At 39.6% G+C, this 17966-nt stretch carries 12 protein-coding genes and 1 riboswitch; of the genes, 4 read left to right on the top strand and 8 right to left on the bottom strand.

The annotated features are described in order from the left end of the window. Positions 1 to 25 precede the first annotated feature (25 nt). Together IW16_RS04895 and IW16_RS04890 are read left to right on the top strand one after the other, a co-directional pair. The gene (locus IW16_RS04895; protein ID WP_034740246.1) at positions 26 to 2806 is read left to right on the top strand and encodes a bifunctional aconitate hydratase 2/2-methylisocitrate dehydratase; all 2781 of its coding nucleotides are present in this window, start codon (positions 26 to 28) and stop codon (positions 2804 to 2806) included. A 344-nt stretch (positions 2807 to 3150) separates the two neighbouring features. Then, positions 3151 to 5418, top strand: a complete 2268-nt coding sequence (locus IW16_RS04890) for an aconitate hydratase (RefSeq protein ID WP_034740244.1) — start codon at positions 3151 to 3153, stop codon at positions 5416 to 5418. 60 nt (positions 5419 to 5478) lie between these two features. On the opposite strand, the gene IW16_RS04885 is transcribed toward IW16_RS04890, so the two are convergent. Then, on the bottom strand, positions 5479 to 6102 hold the full coding sequence (locus IW16_RS04885; protein ID WP_228376910.1) for a LytR/AlgR family response regulator transcription factor: 624 nt from the start codon (positions 6100 to 6102) through the stop codon (positions 5479 to 5481). 41 nt (positions 6103 to 6143) lie between these two features. On the opposite strand from IW16_RS04885, the gene IW16_RS04880 reads away from it, so the two are divergent. After that, positions 6144 to 6674, top strand: coding sequence for an outer membrane beta-barrel protein (locus tag IW16_RS04880; protein ID WP_034740241.1), 531 nt, complete (start codon positions 6144 to 6146; stop codon positions 6672 to 6674). Positions 6675 to 6740: 66 nt separating this feature from the next. Here the strand turns inward: IW16_RS04880 and IW16_RS04875 are convergent, their stop codons facing one another. Then, complete coding sequence (locus IW16_RS04875; protein WP_034740585.1) at positions 6741 to 9479, bottom strand: TonB-dependent receptor plug domain-containing protein; 2739 nt, start codon at positions 9477 to 9479, stop codon at positions 6741 to 6743. A 286-nt stretch (positions 9480 to 9765) separates the two neighbouring features. After that, positions 9766 to 9864: riboswitch (SAM-I-IV-variant riboswitch) on the bottom strand. A gap of 122 nt (positions 9865 to 9986) precedes the next feature. Here IW16_RS04875 and IW16_RS04870 point away from each other — a divergent pair. Then, entirely contained in the window at positions 9987 to 12203 is a 2217-nt protein-coding gene (locus tag IW16_RS04870; RefSeq protein WP_034740239.1) for an outer membrane beta-barrel protein, read from the top strand. A 69-nt stretch (positions 12204 to 12272) separates the two neighbouring features. On the opposite strand, the gene IW16_RS04865 is transcribed toward IW16_RS04870, so the two are convergent. From IW16_RS04865 to thiC, 6 genes are read right to left on the bottom strand one after another with little or no spacing between them, the layout of a single operon-like run. Further along, positions 12273 to 12983 carry a HesA/MoeB/ThiF family protein gene (locus IW16_RS04865; protein WP_034740237.1) on the bottom strand — a complete coding sequence of 237 codons (711 nt, stop codon included), beginning with the start codon at positions 12981 to 12983 and terminating at the stop codon, positions 12273 to 12275. Beyond that, positions 12980 to 14113 (bottom strand): 2-iminoacetate synthase ThiH, encoded by a 1134-nt coding sequence (thiH, locus tag IW16_RS04860; RefSeq protein ID WP_034740235.1) that lies wholly within the window; start codon positions 14111 to 14113, stop codon positions 12980 to 12982. The genes IW16_RS04865 and thiH overlap by 4 nt, the downstream gene beginning before the upstream one ends. Positions 14114 to 14125: 12 nt before the next feature. After that, a complete protein-coding gene (locus IW16_RS04855) occupies positions 14126 to 14902 on the bottom strand; it encodes a thiazole synthase (RefSeq protein WP_034740233.1) in 777 nt (258 codons plus the stop codon). Further along, positions 14899 to 15513, bottom strand: a complete 615-nt coding sequence (gene thiE, locus IW16_RS04850; protein ID WP_034740231.1) for a thiamine phosphate synthase — start codon at positions 15511 to 15513, stop codon at positions 14899 to 14901. The genes IW16_RS04855 and thiE overlap by 4 nt, the downstream gene beginning before the upstream one ends. 52 nt (positions 15514 to 15565) lie before the next feature. Continuing rightward, entirely contained in the window at positions 15566 to 16156 is a 591-nt protein-coding gene (locus IW16_RS04845; RefSeq protein WP_034740229.1) for a thiamine phosphate synthase, read from the bottom strand. Then, complete coding sequence (gene thiC, locus IW16_RS04840; RefSeq protein WP_034740227.1) at positions 16153 to 17964, bottom strand: phosphomethylpyrimidine synthase ThiC; 1812 nt, start codon at positions 17962 to 17964, stop codon at positions 16153 to 16155. The genes IW16_RS04845 and thiC overlap by 4 nt, the downstream gene beginning before the upstream one ends. Between the last annotated feature and the right edge of the window lie 2 nt (positions 17965 to 17966).

Here is a 17966-nt window from a genome sequence, read left to right as displayed (position 1 = left end):
TAAAATTTAAAAGACTTCTATTATTATGAATATTTATCAGGATTACATCCAAGAGATTGAAGAAAGAAAAAACCAGGGGCTTAATCCAAAGCCAATTGATGGGGCTGAATTATTAAGCGAAATCATTTCGCAAATTAAAGATTCAGAGAACATCAACAGAAAAGACTCTCTTAATTTTTTTATTTATAACACATTGCCGGGAACTACCAGTGCAGCGGGTGTGAAAGCTCAGTTTTTAAAAGAGATCATTCTCGGTGAATCCGTAGTAGAAGAAATTTCACCAGCTTATGCTTTTGAGTTACTGTCTCATATGAAGGGAGGTCCTTCCATAAAAGTATTATTGGATCTTGCTTTGGGTAACGACCTTTCTATTGCTAAAGAAGCTGCAAATGTTCTTAAAACACAGGTTTTCCTTTATGACGCAGATACGAACCGTCTGAAGGAAGCATTCAATAGCGGTAACGAAATCGCAAAAGAATTAATTGAAAGCTACGCAAAAGCGGAATTCTTCACTAAACTTCCTGAAGTTGCTGAAGAAGTGAAAGTGGTTACATTTATCGCTGGTGAAGGTGATATCTCTACTGATTTACTTTCTCCGGGTAACCAGGCTCACTCCAGATCAGACCGTGAACTTCACGGTAAATGTATGATCACTCCTCAGGCTCAGGAAGAAATCAAAGCTTTACAGGCACAACATCCTGATGCAAGCGTAATGCTTATTGCTGAAAAAGGTACGATGGGTGTAGGTTCATCAAGAATGTCAGGTGTAAACAACGTGGCTTTATGGACTGGTAAACAGGCAAGCCCATATATTCCATTCGTTAATATTGCTCCGATTGTAGGAGGTACAAACGGTATCTCTCCTATCTTCCTTACAACAGTTGACGTTACAGGAGGTATTGGTCTTGACCTTAAAAACTGGGTAAAAAAACTTGATGAGAATGGAGAGCCAATTCGCAACGAAGCTGGAGAGCCAATTCTTGAACAAGCATATTCAGTTGCTACAGGAACAGTGCTTACCATCAATACAAAAACAAAGAAATTGTATAATGGCGACCAGGAACTGATTGATATTTCTAAGGCGTTCACTCCTCAGAAAATGGAATTTATAAAAGCTGGGGGATCATATGCCATTGTATTTGGTAAAAAGCTGCAGACATTTGCTGCTAAACTATTGGGAATAGATACACCGTTAGTTTACGCTCCGTCGAAAGAAATTTCTCATGAGGGACAAGGTCTTACTGCTGTAGAGAAAATCTTCAACAGGAATGCAGTTGGTTCCACACCGGGAAAAGTATTACATGCCGGTTCTGATGTTCGTGTAGAAGTTAATATTGTTGGATCTCAGGATACAACAGGTCTTATGACTTCTCAGGAATTGGAATCGATGGCAGCAACAGTGATTTCTCCAATCGTTGACGGTGCTTATCAGTCTGGATGTCACACTGCCTCAGTATGGGACAAAAAAGCTCAGGCCAATATTCCTAAATTAATGAAATTTATGAACGATTTCGGTTTGATCACTGCCCGTGACCCGAAAGGTGAATATCACGCAATGACGGATGTTATTCACAAAGTTCTTAATGATATAACAATAGACGAGTGGGCGATCATCATCGGTGGTGACTCACACACAAGAATGTCTAAAGGGGTTGCTTTTGGAGCAGACTCCGGAACTGTTGCTTTAGCATTGGCTACGGGTGAGGCATCCATGCCAATTCCTGAATCTGTGAAGGTAACCTTTAAAGGAGATATGAAAGAACACATGGATTTCCGTGATGTTGTTCATGCTACTCAGGCTCAAATGCTTAAACAGTTTGGAGGAGAAAATGTATTTCAGGGAAGAATCATAGAGGTTCACATCGGAACACTTCCTGCTGACCAGGCATTTACATTTACAGACTGGACTGCAGAAATGAAAGCAAAAGCTTCTATCAATATTTCTGAAGATAATACTTTGATTGAATCATTGGAAATTGCTAAAGGCAGAATCCAGATCATGATCGATAAGGGTATGGATAATCACAACCAGGTTCTTCAAGGATTGATTAATAAAGCGGATAAAAGAATCGCTGAGATCAGATCTGGAGAAAAACCAGCTTTAACACCGGATTCAAATGCTAAATATTATGCTGAAGTGGTGGTCGATCTTGATATCATCGTAGAACCTATGATTGCTGACCCTGATGTAAACAATGACGATGTTTCTAAAAGATATACTCACGATACCATCAGAACGCTTTCTTATTACGGAGGAGAGAAAAAAGTAGATCTTGGTTTTGTAGGATCTTGTATGGTTCACAAAGGAGATTTAAAAATAGTTTCTCAAATGCTTAGAAACATTGAAAAGCAACAGGGGAAAGTAGAGTTCAACGCACCTCTTGTAGTAGCAGCTCCTACCTATAACATCATTGATGAATTAAAAGCAGAAGGAGACTGGGAATTTTTAGAAAAATATTCCGGATTCGAATTTGATGATAACGCTCCTAAAGGCGAAGCACGTGTTGAATACAAAAACATGATGTATCTTGAGCGTCCCGGCTGCAACCTTTGTATGGGTAACCAGGAGAAAGCGGCTAAGGGAGATACCGTATTGGCAACTTCTACCCGTCTTTTCCAGGGAAGAGTAGTAGAAGATTCTGAACGTAAGAAAGGAGAATCTTTATTGGCTTCAACTCCGGTTGTTGTCCTTTCTGCTATCATCGGAAGAATTCCTAACATTGAAGAATATAAAGCTGCCGTTGAAGGTATTGACCTGACTAAATTTGCTCCACCAATTAAGGAGTTGGTTCAGGTTGGTCACTAACAGAGTGTGACGATCAGCCATAAGGCTGTTTACATAATATAAAAATGAAAGATTTTGATCCTGCGGGATTTAAAATCTTTCATTTTTTGTTTAGAACCTTTCTATTTAAGACTGATTAGGAATTATTTTAAATAGAATACAGAAAAGAAATTTTATTTTTTCTTAACTTGATACATATAAAATAGATATAAAAAATCCTGATTATTTATTGTAATTATCCTTTTTATAGTTCGAAGGAACGGAATTTGATGGATCGCAGTAACAGAAACTATTTTCCGTCTTTTAATGATGACATTAATTACGGAAAAGTTTATTTGAAAAGAAGAAAAAAATTAAATTAAGATATGACTTTTGATATTGATATGATCAAAAAAGTATATGAGCGTTACCCGGAAAGGATTGCTGCTGCAAGACAAATCGTGGGAAAACCTCTTACACTTTCAGAAAAAATCCTTTACACCCATCTTTGGGAAGGTAATGCTACATCAGCACATGAAAGAGGAAACTCTTACGTAGATTTTGCACCGGACAGAGTCGCCATGCAGGATGCAACTGCACAGATGGCGCTTTTACAATTTATGCAGGCTGGAAAAGCAAAAGTAGCTGTTCCTTCAACGGCTCATGCTGATCACCTGATCCAGGCAAGAGTAGGTGCTGAATCAGATTTACAGGAAGGTATCAACAAAAACTCTGAAGTTTTCAACTTTCTGAGTTCTGTTTGTGATAAATATGGAATTGGCTTCTGGAAACCGGGAGCTGGTATTATCCACCAGGTAGTATTGGAAAATTACGCCTTTCCAGGTGGTATGATGATCGGTACCGACTCTCACACAGTAAATGCAGGAGGTTTGGGAATGGTAGCCATAGGTGTAGGTGGTGCTGATGCAGTTGACGTAATGGCAGGAATGGCCTGGGAGCTCAAGATGCCTAAACTGATCGGGATCAAATTAACCGGTAAAATGAGCGGATGGACCTCTGCAAAAGATGTGATCCTGAAAGTAGCAGGAATTCTTACCGTAAAAGGTGGAACGGGATGTATCGTAGAATATTTCGGAGAAGGAGCAGAATCTCTTTCAGCAACAGGTAAAGGAACCATCTGTAACATGGGTGCTGAAATCGGAGCAACTACCTCAACTTTCGGGTACGATGATTCCATGAGAAGATATTTAGCAGCGACAGGAAGACAGGATGTAGTGGATGCCGCTGACCAAATTGCAGAACATTTAACAGGTGATGCTGAAGTATACGCCAACCCGGAACAGTATTTTGATCAGGTAATTGAAATCAACCTTTCTGAGCTTACCCCACACTTAAACGGACCTTTCACTCCAGACTTAGCGACACCGGTAGCTGAATTCAGAGCTAAAGCTGAAGCTAACGGATGGCCAATAGAGGTAGAATGGGCTCTTATTGGTTCTTGTACCAACTCTTCTTATGAAGATTTATCAAGAGCTGCCTCCATTGTAGAAGATGCTGTGGCAAAAGGAGTTAAGCCTAAAGCAATTCTGGGAATCAACCCTGGTTCCGAGCAGGTGAAATTTACAGCAGAAAGAGACGGTTTCTTAAATTCTTTCAGAAAATTCGAAAACACAAGGATCTTTACTAATGCTTGTGGACCTTGTATTGGACAATGGGACAGAGAAGGTGCTGATAAAGGAGAGAAAAATTCTATTATCCACTCGTTCAACAGAAACTTTGCAAAACGAGCTGATGGTAACCCAAACACACATGCGTTTGTAGCTTCTCCGGAAATGGTAGCTGCTGTAGCGATTTCAGGAAGATTAGACTTCAATCCAATTACTGATACTTTAACCGCTGAAAACGGAGAGCAGGTAAAATTAAATGAGCCTAAGGGTTCTGAACTTCCTGCAAAAGGTTTCGCTGTTGATGACAATGGATACCAGGCGCCATCTGAGGATGGTTCTTCAGTTATTGTCAACGTAAGCCCTACTTCAGACAGGCTACAGCTGTTGGAAGAGTTTCCAGCCTGGGACGGTAAAAATATTGAAGGAGCTAAAGTATTGATCAAAGCTTTCGGAAAATGTACCACTGACCACATTTCTATGGCTGGACCATGGTTAAAATATAGAGGTCATCTTGACAATATATCAAATAACATGTTGATTGGAGCTGTCAACGCTTACAACATGGAAACCAACCACGTTAAAAATGAGATAACTGGTGAATATGGTGAAGTCCCTGCTGTGCAGAGAGCTTATAAAGCCGCCGGAATTCCTACTATCGTTGTTGGAGACCAGAATTACGGTGAAGGTTCTTCCAGAGAGCACGCTGCTATGGAACCAAGACATCTTGGTGTAAAAGCGGTATTGGTGAAATCATTTGCGAGAATCCACGAAACAAACCTTAAAAAACAAGGAATGCTGGGAATCACTTTCGCTAATGAAGCTGATTACAACAAGATTCAGGAGGATGATACGGTTAATTTCTTAGACCTTGATCAATTTGCACCAGAAAAACAGTTGACTCTAGAGTTCATTCACGCTGACGGAACAAAAGATATCATCATGGCTAATCATACATATAATGATCAGCAAATTGATTGGTTTAAAGCAGGTTCTGCTCTGAACCTGATTAAAAGACAGGAAAATTAATTGTTAGATTTAATTTATCATAGAAAAGCGGCTTCCAAGGAAGCCGCTTTTCATTTTACTTTATTTGATTTTGTTCAGAAGATTACTTCGGTAGCTTTCGCCGATTGGAATTTCCTGTTCAGAAAGCAGAATAATTCTCTTTATGCCAATATTTTTGGTCTTATCCAGATTAACTATGAAGGATTTATGAACCCGGACAAATTTGTCAGAAAGCTGATTTCCCAAAGATTTAAGTGTATCGAGCACAATATATTCTTCATTTGAAGTTCTGATATTCACGTAATCTTTGATACTTTCAACATAAAGAATATCATTGAAATTGATCTTATGCTGTTGCCCTGAAGATTTTACGAAAAAATAAGAGTCGATACTGTCTTCTGAAGACGGGAAACGTTCCTGAGCCTTCAGCGCACTTTTGTAAAAACGTTCAAAAGAAACGGGCTTCAAAAGATAATCAATAATATTATGCTCGTAACCTTCCAGTGCATACTCCGAATAGGCTGTCGTGAGAATATACTTTTTCTTTTCACCAACAATTTTCATAAAATTGATTCCCGTAAGTTCAGAAACCTGAGACAGTACGTCTATGAAAGAAAGCTGCCCGAATGTATTTTTCATTCTTAGATAATAAACACTGGTTGAGAATTTACTGTTAAAAGTATATCCCAACTGCCAGTTGTTGATATAGGCTGGCGTTAATAAAGGGTTTCCAGAAGAATATGAGTATGGATTTTCTTCATACCATCAACTATTATAACAATAATTTCTGGGGTCTCAATGCTTCTTATACCGATACCTTCTTCAAGTTTTGGGAAACCAGCATCTCGATGAATGCTTCACTTCAAAATTCATCTGTATTCAATATTCAGGCAGAAACGCAGAAAGGCAGTGCGTTCAGCTATTCCATCAACAATACTTTTACTTTAAACAAAAACAAGACGCTTGTATTTTTCCTGAATTACAGTCATAGTCTGGCCTACAAAAATGTAAACTCTTATTTTCATGCGTTCCCGGAGCTGACTTCCGGATTAAAGGTCTCACTCATGGAAAAGAAGCTTCAGATCAATGCAACAGTTACAAATGTGTTTGCGCAGAGATACCGTGGAGATCTATATTTTGCAGATAACAGCCAACATATGGATAACTATTGGGATGGTAGAAGTTTCCGTTTAAGTGTCAATTATACCTTTGGAAGTGGTAAGAAGAAAATCAATAAGAAAAATATTAATTTCGAGGAAAAAGAAAGAGTACAATAGTCTGCTTTAGATTAAAACAAAAAAACAGAGAACGGGTCTCTGTTTTTTGTTTTTTATTTACTTCTTTTAAAACTTAAATTCCACTCTTGCGAAGAGGAAGCGTCCACCAATTCCATATTGCGAAACTTGTCTGGAATATACAAACTGGTTATCAGCAGTCAAAGAGCTTATATTTGGATTTTTGGAAGGCAGAATATTCAATATATTATTACTTCCAATGGTAGCCGAAATATTCTTATTGAAATCATAACCTACAGAAAGGTCTGTAATAATACGGTCATTTAAAACAAAATGTTCTCTGCTTCCGGTTACTCCGTCAAAATTTGCATCCAGAACATCTGCGTCTGTCACTTTTCCAAAATAGGAATTTCTAAGAGAGACGGTCAGCGCTGAAAATTTTACCGTATTGGCAAGAGTGGCTTTTATGCGGGGGACAGCTTCTTCAAAATACACTCTGTTCGGCTCAGAAAAATAATTGTTGATTTGGCTTACCAGCTTGGGAGAGGCGTGAATATCTCCTACTCTTTTGGTCTGATTAAGATTAAGTCCAAAATTATTTTCCAAAGAGATTCTTTCCGAAATACGGGTATTTTGAGAAACGGTAATATCCAATCCTTTGGTCTGTGAGTCAACCGCATTGGCAAAGAAATTTGCAGCACTCGCTCTTGCAATATCAAAAGCATTCTGCAGTACCTGATCATCTGGACTACTAATTTTGTCCGGACGGAAAAACAAATCCGTCAGAACGACTCTATCCTTAATCTTTATCAGATAAGCATCTGCTGTAAATACAAGGCTTAAAGCAGGAATTTTCCAGGTGATTCCCGTGCTGTATGATTGTGACGTTTCCTGTTTTAATTTTGGAATTCCCAAAGCCTGAGCCGCTTCGGAATTATTTCGAAAAGTACCTACCTGTGTCGTTTGCCCCTGTTGGATCAGTGTAGATGTAGAGCTGTAATAGATCTGTGCAAGAGAAGGAGCCCTGAACCCTGTGGACACAGCTCCTCTCCAGTTAAAGTTCTTAGCCAGTTTTACATTGGTTGCCAATTTGTAATTAAAGGTAGATCCAAAGTCTGAATAATTTTCGAACCGAACGGCCCCTTCTACCAGCCACCAGTCGGTTGGTTCGATCTCAACATCTGCATAAGCGGCAATACTGTTTCTACTTCCTGAAACGGCATTATCGGGACTGAATCCAGGAAATACCTGTGATCCGGCAGGTCTGTTTTTACCAAAAAAATCAGTGACCAACTCATTATCAGGAGTGGCTGCTGTTACAACACGCCCATAAATATCATAGGAAACGTAGGAGTTTTCATTTCCCGCATTCACCTTATAATTTTCATGGCGGTATTCTCCTCCAAAAGCCAGATTCAGGCCATGTAAAACATCATATTTTTTGGAAAAATCTAGATTAACCGTATTTTGCAAAAACTCAGATCCTCCTGCTTTAAAGGTTCTTGGTGAACTGTCACCCAAAGATGCATTGAAGGTATTGACTACTCCAAAATTGAAAGCATTCTTCCCAAACGTATTACTGAAATCTACATTCCAGCCGTTCCATTTACCTTTGATGCCCCCTGCCAGCGAATAATCGTTCACATTGGCTTCGATTTGCGGCAGGTATCCGTTGGGAGTTACTGCATTGATATTTCTTTCTGTATTAGGAAGACGGTAGAATCCACCAGCATTTCCCAAACGATAGCTATAACCGCCAAAGGAATACACTTTCCAGTCTTCACTGACCGGAATTTCGGAATTAAAAAAAAGCTGTCCCGACTGCAGCTTGGACTGCCCCGCCCTTAAGCTGAAGTCTTTTCGGTCCAAACCTCTGTACTTCAGTTCCTGATCAGTAACATCTTTACCTAATATTCCCTGTAACTCTGTAATGCTCCCGGCACCGGAAATCTGTGATTGCAAAAGAGGTGAAAAATAATCAACCTGTGATGCATACTGTTTGACTGTATTGATGATTTGCTGGCTATTTGCTGTGTTGGTAATATTCTTATATAATCCATCGATATTGACTCCATCCTGCAATGCTCTGTAATTAATTGCATTATAGGCATTGAAAATATCGCCCTGACGCACGCCAGCTCTTGAATAGGGATCTCTGTACTGTACAGATCCCGTTACATTAATGAAGCCTTTTTCACCGATCTTCGCTCCATAGTTAAGATCTGCAGAAATGGTCTGTCCGTCTATTCCACCGGAAAAATTATTGGTAACGGCAGAAGCATATCCTCCCAAAAATACCTGCCCGGAAAGTCCAAGCCTTCTTTTAAGTCCTAAATTAACGACCCCTGCAATGGCATCGGAACCATACTGAGCTGAAGCCCCGTCACGTAATACCTCTATTTTATCCAAGGCAAAAGCCGGAATTGCATTAAGATCTGTTCCTACTGAACCTCTTCCCGGTGTCAGCGTCACATTGATCAGAGAAGACTGATATCTTCTTTTTCCATTAAGTAAGACTAAGACCTGATCCGGGCCAAGTCCTCTGAGAAGAGCAGGATCCACAAAGTCAGTTCCGTCATTGACGGTGTGTGAGGTGGAAGAAAATGACGGCACCACATAGTTGAGTGCCTGGCTTATATTATTGACAGGACTTTGCCTTAGGATCTTTGAGATATTAATGATATCTACAGGAACCGGAGTATCTGTAAGGGATCTGCCGGACCCTCTTGATCCAAGAATGACCACATCATCAATCTTTTTTGATGCTGCTGAATCCGTCTGTCCAAAGTAAAATGCTGAAATAAATGCTGCTGAAGCTATGATTGTTTTTTTTTCGAAACTACGCATGTGTTTTCTGTTTTTTGTTGATTGATTATTTGTTTTTTGGCAATAGTATTCCTCTAACCTTAATTTAAGGTTATCATGAAAAGCCAAAATGGAGATATTATTTTTTAAAAAGGTCTAGAAACAACAACACATGCGCATGTAGAAGTGGCATGAAAAGAGGTCAGAATAATGAAGAAGCACTTCATGATCTGAGAAACGAAAATTTAAATTGGAAATGTAATTTCCCCTGTCTTTAAACATTGATTTTATTTTTTAAAACAAAAATGTCAAGATGGGGAGAAAATAGAGAATAAACATTTTTTCCGGATGTACCGGCTTATCTATTTTAGCACCTTGCTTGTTTTTGCAGGTTGCTATCCCATCTATGAGATTCTTGATAATTACCTGGCAAAGATATAATTATTTCGGAATAAAAAAAATAATTGCATAAAAATTTAACTTTTCGCAAATTTTAGCGTAACAAATTCCTTTTTTTTACGTCTAACTGGATAGTAGTAAAAAAACATTATGAGAAAAACTATATTAGTTTTATCCCTGCTTGGGTCTTTTTTCGCATATTCACAGGAGAAAAGCAGCAGTGGGCAGGAGAAAGAAAAGCAAATTGAAGGTGTAGTTATCACCAAAACTAAAAAAGCCGTTGAACAGAAAGCAGACCGTACAATTTTTGATTTTTCTGAACAGCCACAGCTTAATAATGGTAATGTTCTGGAAGGTATTAAAAAACTTCCGGGGCTGGTTTCAACGGATATTGCCGGAATGATGTACCAGGGAAAGATGCTGGATGTCTATCTTAACGGAAGACCTTTAAATATTACTTCCAATGAATTAAATTCTTTCCTTGAGGGAATGCCTGCCAACTCGGTTGACAGAATAGAAGTCATTACCCAACCGGGTGCGGAATATCCAGCCACTTCAGGAGGAGCAATCATGAATATTATTACCAATAAAAATGCTAACAAATATTTAACGGCTACTTACTCGGGGAATTATTCTTTTTCCAACTATGACAAATTCAGAAGCAGAACAACCAACTCCCTGAACCTGAATGCAAGAAATAAACTATTCGGATGGCAGCTGAATGTTGGTCAAAACTATCGCGAAACCATGCTGAATACGATGCAGGATGTATTACTGAACAGCAACACAGATAGAATTGGTCGCGGATATTTTGCCAAATCGGGAGTGACTTTTGATCTGGGCGATGACAGATTATTGCTTAACTACGATATCTATCATAATAATAATGACAATTACACATTGAGTAATGGTCTGGCAGTAATTTTTGATAAAGAAAAAGATAAATACAGAGAAGCAGATTTTAACGCTTTTGATGCTGCCCGAACCAATAATCTACGTCAGGAAGCCGTTGTTACCTATCAAAAACGTTTCAGTGACAAGTCTCAAAAACTGGATCTCCAGTTTGGATTTACAAAATCTGACAGCGAGTTTGTTCAGGATAATTTTTTCCAGAAAGGATTTTATACAGATCCTCTCCAGCCATTCGATAACCCCGGTGCCAATGATATCCTTAACAATAAATCGGATATGAAAGTCGCCAATTTGAAGGTGGATTATTCACAGCCTATTAAGCTTCTTGACGGTGGAAAAGTAAGTGCAGGCGGATTGTACGAAAGACAGGATTTTGAGACAGAAAGTAAAGGACTTAAAAACCTTGAATATCAGAGACAGACTGCTTCTACCTATCTTGAGTTTCAGGCTAAACTGAAAAAATTCGATTTCACATTAGGAGCACGTGCTGAAAATTATGATATATCCGGAATAGCAAGAAAGGACAGTTCTAATATCATCGTACAAAAAGATCTGAAAACGTTCAATAAGTTTAAAATTTTCCCCAATGCCAGTGTACAGTATAACCTGATGAATCAGGTATATATTGCGGCAAACTATAATAAAAAAATCAGTTTACCAAGCATCTCTGCCCTGAACCCGAATAACGTAACGTTCTCTGGGCCTAACACGCAAGTCAATGGTAACCCGGATCTTCAGCCTACAATCTTTGATAATTACGAAGTAAAGATATCTGCTTTTGATTATGCATTTATCGGATACAGTGTAAGTTCTGCAAAGGACCAGGTAGCACAGATCATTATGAAGGATGGCAAAAACCTTTATAATCAGCAGGTGAATATTTCGAGTATGAAAATTCATAACTTCAATGTAGGATTACCTGTTCCATTTATGATTTTCAGCAAGCCGATCAGTGAAATCATGAAGTTTGATTTCAATCCGGACAAAATTAACTTTATGTATTTGTACGCTGGTTATCAGAAGCATGAAATTGACAACCTCAACAATAAAGGTTTCTGGATTTTTAATGTAATGACTCAGTTGATTCTTCCGAAAGGCATAAAAATGACGGCCAATTACAGTTATCTTACTCCAAAAGCCGGCTATTTCTACTTTACGGCAGAAAAGCCATTTAACAATAACGTAGATATTACTTTAACGAAGAAATTCCTTAACAACAAGCTGACTCTTTCTGTTTTCGCTAATGATATCTTCAACGGACAGGTAATGCAGGTGCGTTCTAACCCGCCAACAGGTGATGCTGTGGTGTTGAGAAGCAAATATGACACAAGAAATTTCGGATTGTCTATCAACTACAAAATTCCTACAAAGAATAAACTGGCAAAAGAAGATGCAAGTATTTTAAACAGTACAAAAAAAGAAGACGCAGGCGGTGTAATGCAGCCAGGGCAATAGTTCTATCATCAATCATAAAACGAGGCAGCAAAGTAATTTTGTTGCCTCATTTATTTAAAACAATATAATTTAAAAATCTATAGTCTGGAATCTCCAGTGCAAAGTATCAATAAGCGTAAGCTGATCAGGAATTATATGAAGCCCGGTAATTATTTTCAAAGTCTGCATGGCCATCATACTCCCTACTATTCCCGGCAACGGTCCCAAAACTCCAAGACTGTCACAGTCCGGAATATCTTCATCAGAAGGCGGTTCCGGAAACAGGTGTCTTAAGTTTCTGCTGCCTTTGTAATTAAATACAGCCATCTGTCCCGAAAACCCCAATATACTTCCATACACCAAAGGCTTTGCAAGTTTTACGCAGGTATCATTAATCAAATACCTGGCTGTAAAATTATCTGATCCGTCTATAATAATGTCGTATTGTGAAAGAATTTCTTCTGCATTCGAGCTGTCAATTTTTGTATTTACTCCTATCAATTTCACATGATGATTAAGGTTATTGACAAAGGCTTCTGCGCTTTTAATCTTAGAAAATCCAACTGTATTTTCACAGTGAATGGTTTGGCGGTTCAGGTTGTGAAGTTCTACCTCATCAAAATCAGCAACTCCCAAACTTCCTGTGCCAGCTGCTGCGAGATATTGAATAACGGGACTTCCCAAACCACCTGCTCCAATGACCAGTACTTTGGAATTCATTATTTTTCGCTGACCTTCCAGGCCTATTTCATCAATGAATATCTGTCTGCTGTATCTTTCAAAAATATCTTCGCTTTTCATTTGTCACTGTAATTAAATCCGCTGTATGCTGAATCCCAGTCTTTCATCACCGGATCATAACCGGCTTTTCTGATACTTCTTTTTACTTCCTCCATGCTTCGTTCGTCGCTGGTTTCAAACTGTTCCAGAGATTCAACATCTACAGCATAGCCTCCCGGATTTGTTTTTGAAGCGGCGCTCATTGATGTTGCTCCAAGTGATATGATATTATCCCTGAATTTTTCATTTTCTCTTGTAGAGATTGAGATTTCCAGATCTTCATTCCAGATCCTATAGGCACAAATCAGCTGAAGCAGATCTTTATCTTCCATTATAAAGTTGGGTTCTATAATTCCTTCTGCCGGTCTGAGTCTTGGAAAGGAAACAGAAAACCGGCTTTTCCAGTATTGTTTCTGCAGATAATCGATGTGGAGAGCATTAAAGAAGCTGTCTACACGCCAGTCTTCAAGTCCAAGCAGAACGCCAAGTCCAATTTTATGGATTCCGGCCCTTCCTACTCTGTCGGGCGTATCCAAACGGAAATGAAAGTTTGATTTTTTTCCTTTGGGATGGTATTCTTTATACACCTCCTGATGATAGGTTTCCTGATACACCAAAACAGAATAAACACCTTCCTGATGCAGCTGCACATATTCTTCTTCTGACAAAGGCTGCACTTCAATCGAGATATTGGCAAAGTGAGGTCTCAGCATACGAACGGCATTCAGAAAGTAAGAAATCCCAACTGTTTTATTCGCTTCTCCGCTTACGAGAAGAATATGATTAACCCCCATCGATTTCAGGACGGAAGCTTCAATCATGACTTCTGTATCCGAAAGTGTCTTTCTTCTCACCTCATTATCGAGACTGAAGCCACAATAGGTACAGATATTCTGACACTCATTGCTGAGGTACATCGGAGCGTAGAGCTGTATGGTTTTTCCAAAACGTTTCTGAGTAAGCTGGCGGGTCATTTTTGCCATCAGCTCAAGCTCCTGTGCAGCAGCTGGGGAAAGGAGATTCAGAAAATCATTTATGTTTTTCTGTTTTTTCTGAAGGCTGTTCAGAACATCCGAACGGGTTACTGTTCCGATTCTTGCTTTTATTTCATCCCATTGGTAGTGCTCAAAAACCTCTTTAAAGCTGTTCATCTTTATGATATGTTATTCAAATAAAAAGGATGTTAACGGACTGGATGCTTCCGCATGATCGGCTATTGCTCCCAATCCTGATTCAAATGCTCTTCTTCCGGCAACAACTCCCTCTTTAAACGCTAAGGCCATATTCACGGGGTTTCTTGCGACAGCAATTGCGGTATTGACAAGAACAGCATCAGCTCCCATTTCCATGGCTTTTGCGGCATCCGAAGGTGCTCCTATTCCGGCATCTACCACAACAGGAACATTACTCTGGCTGATGATAATCTCCAGAAAATCTAACGTTCTCAAACCTTTATTAGTCCCGATCGGCGCTCCCAAAGGCATTACTACAGCTGTTCCTGCATCTTCAAGACGTTTACACAAAACAGGATCGGCATGGATATAAGGCATTACAATAAAGCCGAGTTTTGCAAGCTCTTCGGTTGCATACAAGGTTTCAATGGGATCAGGAAGAAGGTATTTCGGATCGGGATGAATTTCCAGTTTCACCCAGTTGGTTTCCAGCGCTTCTCTGGCAAGCTGGGCTGCCAATACTGCTTCTTTTGCGGTTCTTGCCCCTGAAGTATTGGGAAGAAGATGAACCTGGGTTTCCCTTAAAGAATCCAGTAATCCGTCTTCTTCTGCTCCGGAATCGATTCTTTTCAGTGCCATGGTCACCATGTCTGTTCCTGAAGCGATCACAGAAGCGGCCATTTCATTTAGGTTTCCGAATTTTCCGGTTCCCAGAAACAGTCTTGAATCAAATATTCTGTCTGCTATTATTAATTTCTTATTATTCATATCATTGCTTTTTTAAATTCACTGATCGCAGCCGGACGGTTTGTAATCTCACCAGAAACTGCAACACCATATATTCCGATCTGCTGCAGCTGTCCTACATCCTGAAGTAAAACCCCTCCTATGGCGAAAATTTTCGGAATAGCTATTGATTTTTCTTTCAAGCTGTTGATCATATTCTCATATCCTTTAAATCCTAAGACAGGACTCAGCTTTTCTTTGGTTGCGGTAAATCTCAACGGTCCAAGGCCAATATAATCACAGTCCTCTTCTATTCTTTGAATCACATCGGATAATGTATTTGAAGTTCCTCCTATGATTTTATTATTTCCTAGAATGCCTCTTGCTGTCTCAATTGATAAGTCATTTAAACCTAAATGAATACCATCAGCATCTATTTCTTTTGCAATCTGAACATGATCGTTCACAATACAGACTGCCTGATATTCTGAACAGAGTTTTTTTGAAACCATACAGAGCTCAGTTAATTCTTTATCTGAAGCATTTTTCCAACGAACCTGCACCCATTGTATTCCGTTATCCAATGCTGTACGGATATTGATTTCCTGTTCCTGCATTGTCTGCCCCTGTGATATGTATTGTAATTTTTCCATTATTAAATTGAATGATGTATGCTTTCTGTTTTCTCTATACCACTCAATAAGGCTATGACAAAATAGCTTTCTGTCTGCACTTTCTGAATGTATCAACAGGTTCATCACTTTCCCAGACAGCTCCCAAAAGCGCTGCTCCGTCTGCCCCATTTGCAAAAACCTTACTGATATTATGTTCATTAATCCCTCCTAAAGCAATCAATTGTACATCATGATTATTTCTGTATTTGATATCTTCCAAAACAGTCGACTTTTCACCATACCCTTTTTTTGAAATACTTGGAAAAACAGGACTGATGAATGCATATTCCCACTCCTTCCCCAAAGCATTAAAAACTTGGATATCATGCACTGATGTTGAGATAATATTGCCTCCAGCACAAGCTTTATGATCTCCCTTCAATCGGTTTGCTTCGCTAAAATGAAACCGGGAAATATGATGACCCTTACCCTGATCATCATTTCCGTGCAGTACCAACTGAGGATAAAACTCCTTGTGAATACCGTACACAAAATTTTCTATTTCTTCCCGGCTCATCATAGGCTTCCTGATGTGAAGCAGATCCAAACCTTCGTGAAACAGCTGATTAATTATTTCTGTCTCTTTTTGGACGGCCTTTTCAGGAGTGATCACAAGGATCATATATAAATTTCTTTTCCTTTTTCAATAAATTCCAGCGATTTATCCAGCATTCCTTTTTCAGCAGAATCACGGATTTCCTGGGTAATTTTCATGGAACAGAATTTAGGACCGCACATAGAACAGAAATGAGCTATTTTAGCCCCATCTGCCGGCAATGTTTCGTCATGATAAGCTCTTGCTGTATCCGGATCCAATGACAGATTGAACTGATCTTCCCACCTGAATTCAAATCTGGCTTTGCTTAATGCATTGTCCCTGTACTGAGCTCCCGGATGGCCTTTTGCAAGATCTGCAGCATGGGCAGCAAGTTTGTAAGTAATCACTCCAACTTTTACATCTTCTTTGTTGGGAAGGCCCAAATGCTCTTTCGGGGTTACATAGCATAGCATCGCACATCCGAACCAGCCGATCATTGCCGCTCCTATTCCCGAAGTAATATGGTCGTAACCTGGCGCAATATCCGTTGTCAAAGGACCTAAAGTATAAAAAGGAGCCTCCTGACAAACCTCCAATTGCTTCTCCATATTTTCTTTGATCATATGCATGGGTACATGACCTGGACCTTCGATCATTACCTGTACGTTATGTTTCCATGCGATCTTGGTGAGTTCACCTAACGTTTCGAGTTCCGCAAACTGAGCTGCATCATTGGCATCTGCAATAGATCCGGGGCGAAGACCGTCTCCAAGTGAGAATGCCACGTCATACTTCTTCATGATTTCACAGATCTCTTCAAAATGGGTGTACAGAAAGTTTTCTTTATGATGATAAAGACACCATTTTGCCATGATGGAACCACCTCTAGAGACAATTCCCGTCACTCTTTTTGCTGTCAGATGAATGTATCTTAATAATACTCCGGCATGAATGGTAAAATAAGAAACTCCCTGTTCTGCCTGCTCGATTAATGTATCTTTAAAAACTTCCCATGTAAGATCTTCCGGCACGCCTTTCACCTTCTCCAGTGCCTGATAAATGGGAACCGTCCCGATAGGGACCGGGCTGTTTCTGATGATCCATTCTCTGGTTTCGTGAATATTTTTCCCTGTGGAAAGATCCATAATGGTGTCTGCACCCCAACGGCAGGCCCAGACTGCTTTCTCTACTTCTTCTTCAATACTGGATGAAACGGCACTGTTTCCGATATTGGCATTGATTTTAACCAAAAAATTACGCCCGATGATCATGGGCTCACTTTCCGGGTGATTGATGTTGTTCGGAATGATTGCTCTTCCGGCAGCGATTTCATCTCTTACAAACCCGGGACTGATTTTACCTTTGGGAGTATTGGCTCCAAAACTGTGCCCCGGGTGCTGAAATGCCATTTCTTCAGAAACAGTTTCCAACTGTTCTATTTTTTGATTTTCCCTGATTGCCACATATTCCATTTCTGGAGTGATGATTCCCTGTTTTGCGTAATAGAGTTGTGTAAGCTCCATTCCTTCTTTGGCTACTTTCGGTTTATGATCGTATGCAAAACGTAATTCGTCAAGACGTGGATCTGCAAGGCGTGCCTTTCCGTATTCAGAAGTGATTCCGTTCAGGATATCTACATCCTTCCGGTTCAGGATCCATTCTTCACGGATCCTTGGAAGCCCCTTCATAATGTCGATTGACGCATTTTCATCGGTATAAGGCCCCGAAGTATCATAGATCGTCACAGGAGGATTGTCTTCTAGTTTACCGTTCGTAAGCTTTGTAGGGCTGAGATGTATTTCACGCATCGCCACACTGATAGGATGTATTTTTCCTTCAACATAAATTTTTTTGGCGTTCGGAAATGGCGAACATGTGATTGAATGAGCCATAA

This window comes from Chryseobacterium vrystaatense (assembly GCF_000737765.1).
GTDB classification, from domain to species: domain Bacteria; phylum Bacteroidota; class Bacteroidia; order Flavobacteriales; family Weeksellaceae; genus Chryseobacterium; species Chryseobacterium vrystaatense.
Note: the sequence above shows the minus strand (reverse complement) of the source record. Positions and strands in the feature narration are given on the sequence as shown.

What these genes read in the sequence shown, in the direction of transcription:
- thiH (WP_034740235.1), bottom strand. Translation starts at nt 14,113, where the DNA reads ATGAACAGCTTTAAAGAGGTTTTTGAGCACTACCAATGGGATGAAATA.
- IW16_RS04875 (WP_034740585.1), bottom strand. Translation starts at nt 9,479, where the DNA reads ATGCGTAGTTTCGAAAAAAAAACAATCATAGCTTCAGCAGCATTTATT.
- thiE (WP_034740231.1), bottom strand. Translation starts at nt 15,513, where the DNA reads ATGGAAAAATTACAATACATATCACAGGGGCAGACAATGCAGGAACAG.
- IW16_RS04870 (WP_034740239.1), top strand. Translation starts at nt 9,987, where the DNA reads ATGAGAAAAACTATATTAGTTTTATCCCTGCTTGGGTCTTTTTTCGCA.
- IW16_RS04880 (WP_034740241.1), top strand. Translation starts at nt 6,144, where the DNA reads ATGGATTTTCTTCATACCATCAACTATTATAACAATAATTTCTGGGGT.
- IW16_RS04865 (WP_034740237.1), bottom strand. Translation starts at nt 12,983, where the DNA reads ATGAAAAGCGAAGATATTTTTGAAAGATACAGCAGACAGATATTCATT.
- IW16_RS04855 (WP_034740233.1), bottom strand. Translation starts at nt 14,902, where the DNA reads ATGAATAATAAGAAATTAATAATAGCAGACAGAATATTTGATTCAAGA.
- IW16_RS04890 (WP_034740244.1), top strand. Translation starts at nt 3,151, where the DNA reads ATGACTTTTGATATTGATATGATCAAAAAAGTATATGAGCGTTACCCG.
- IW16_RS04895 (WP_034740246.1), top strand. Translation starts at nt 26, where the DNA reads ATGAATATTTATCAGGATTACATCCAAGAGATTGAAGAAAGAAAAAAC.
- IW16_RS04845 (WP_034740229.1), bottom strand. Translation starts at nt 16,156, where the DNA reads ATGATCCTTGTGATCACTCCTGAAAAGGCCGTCCAAAAAGAGACAGAA.
- thiC (WP_034740227.1), bottom strand. Translation starts at nt 17,964, where the DNA reads ATGGCTCATTCAATCACATGTTCGCCATTTCCGAACGCCAAAAAAATT.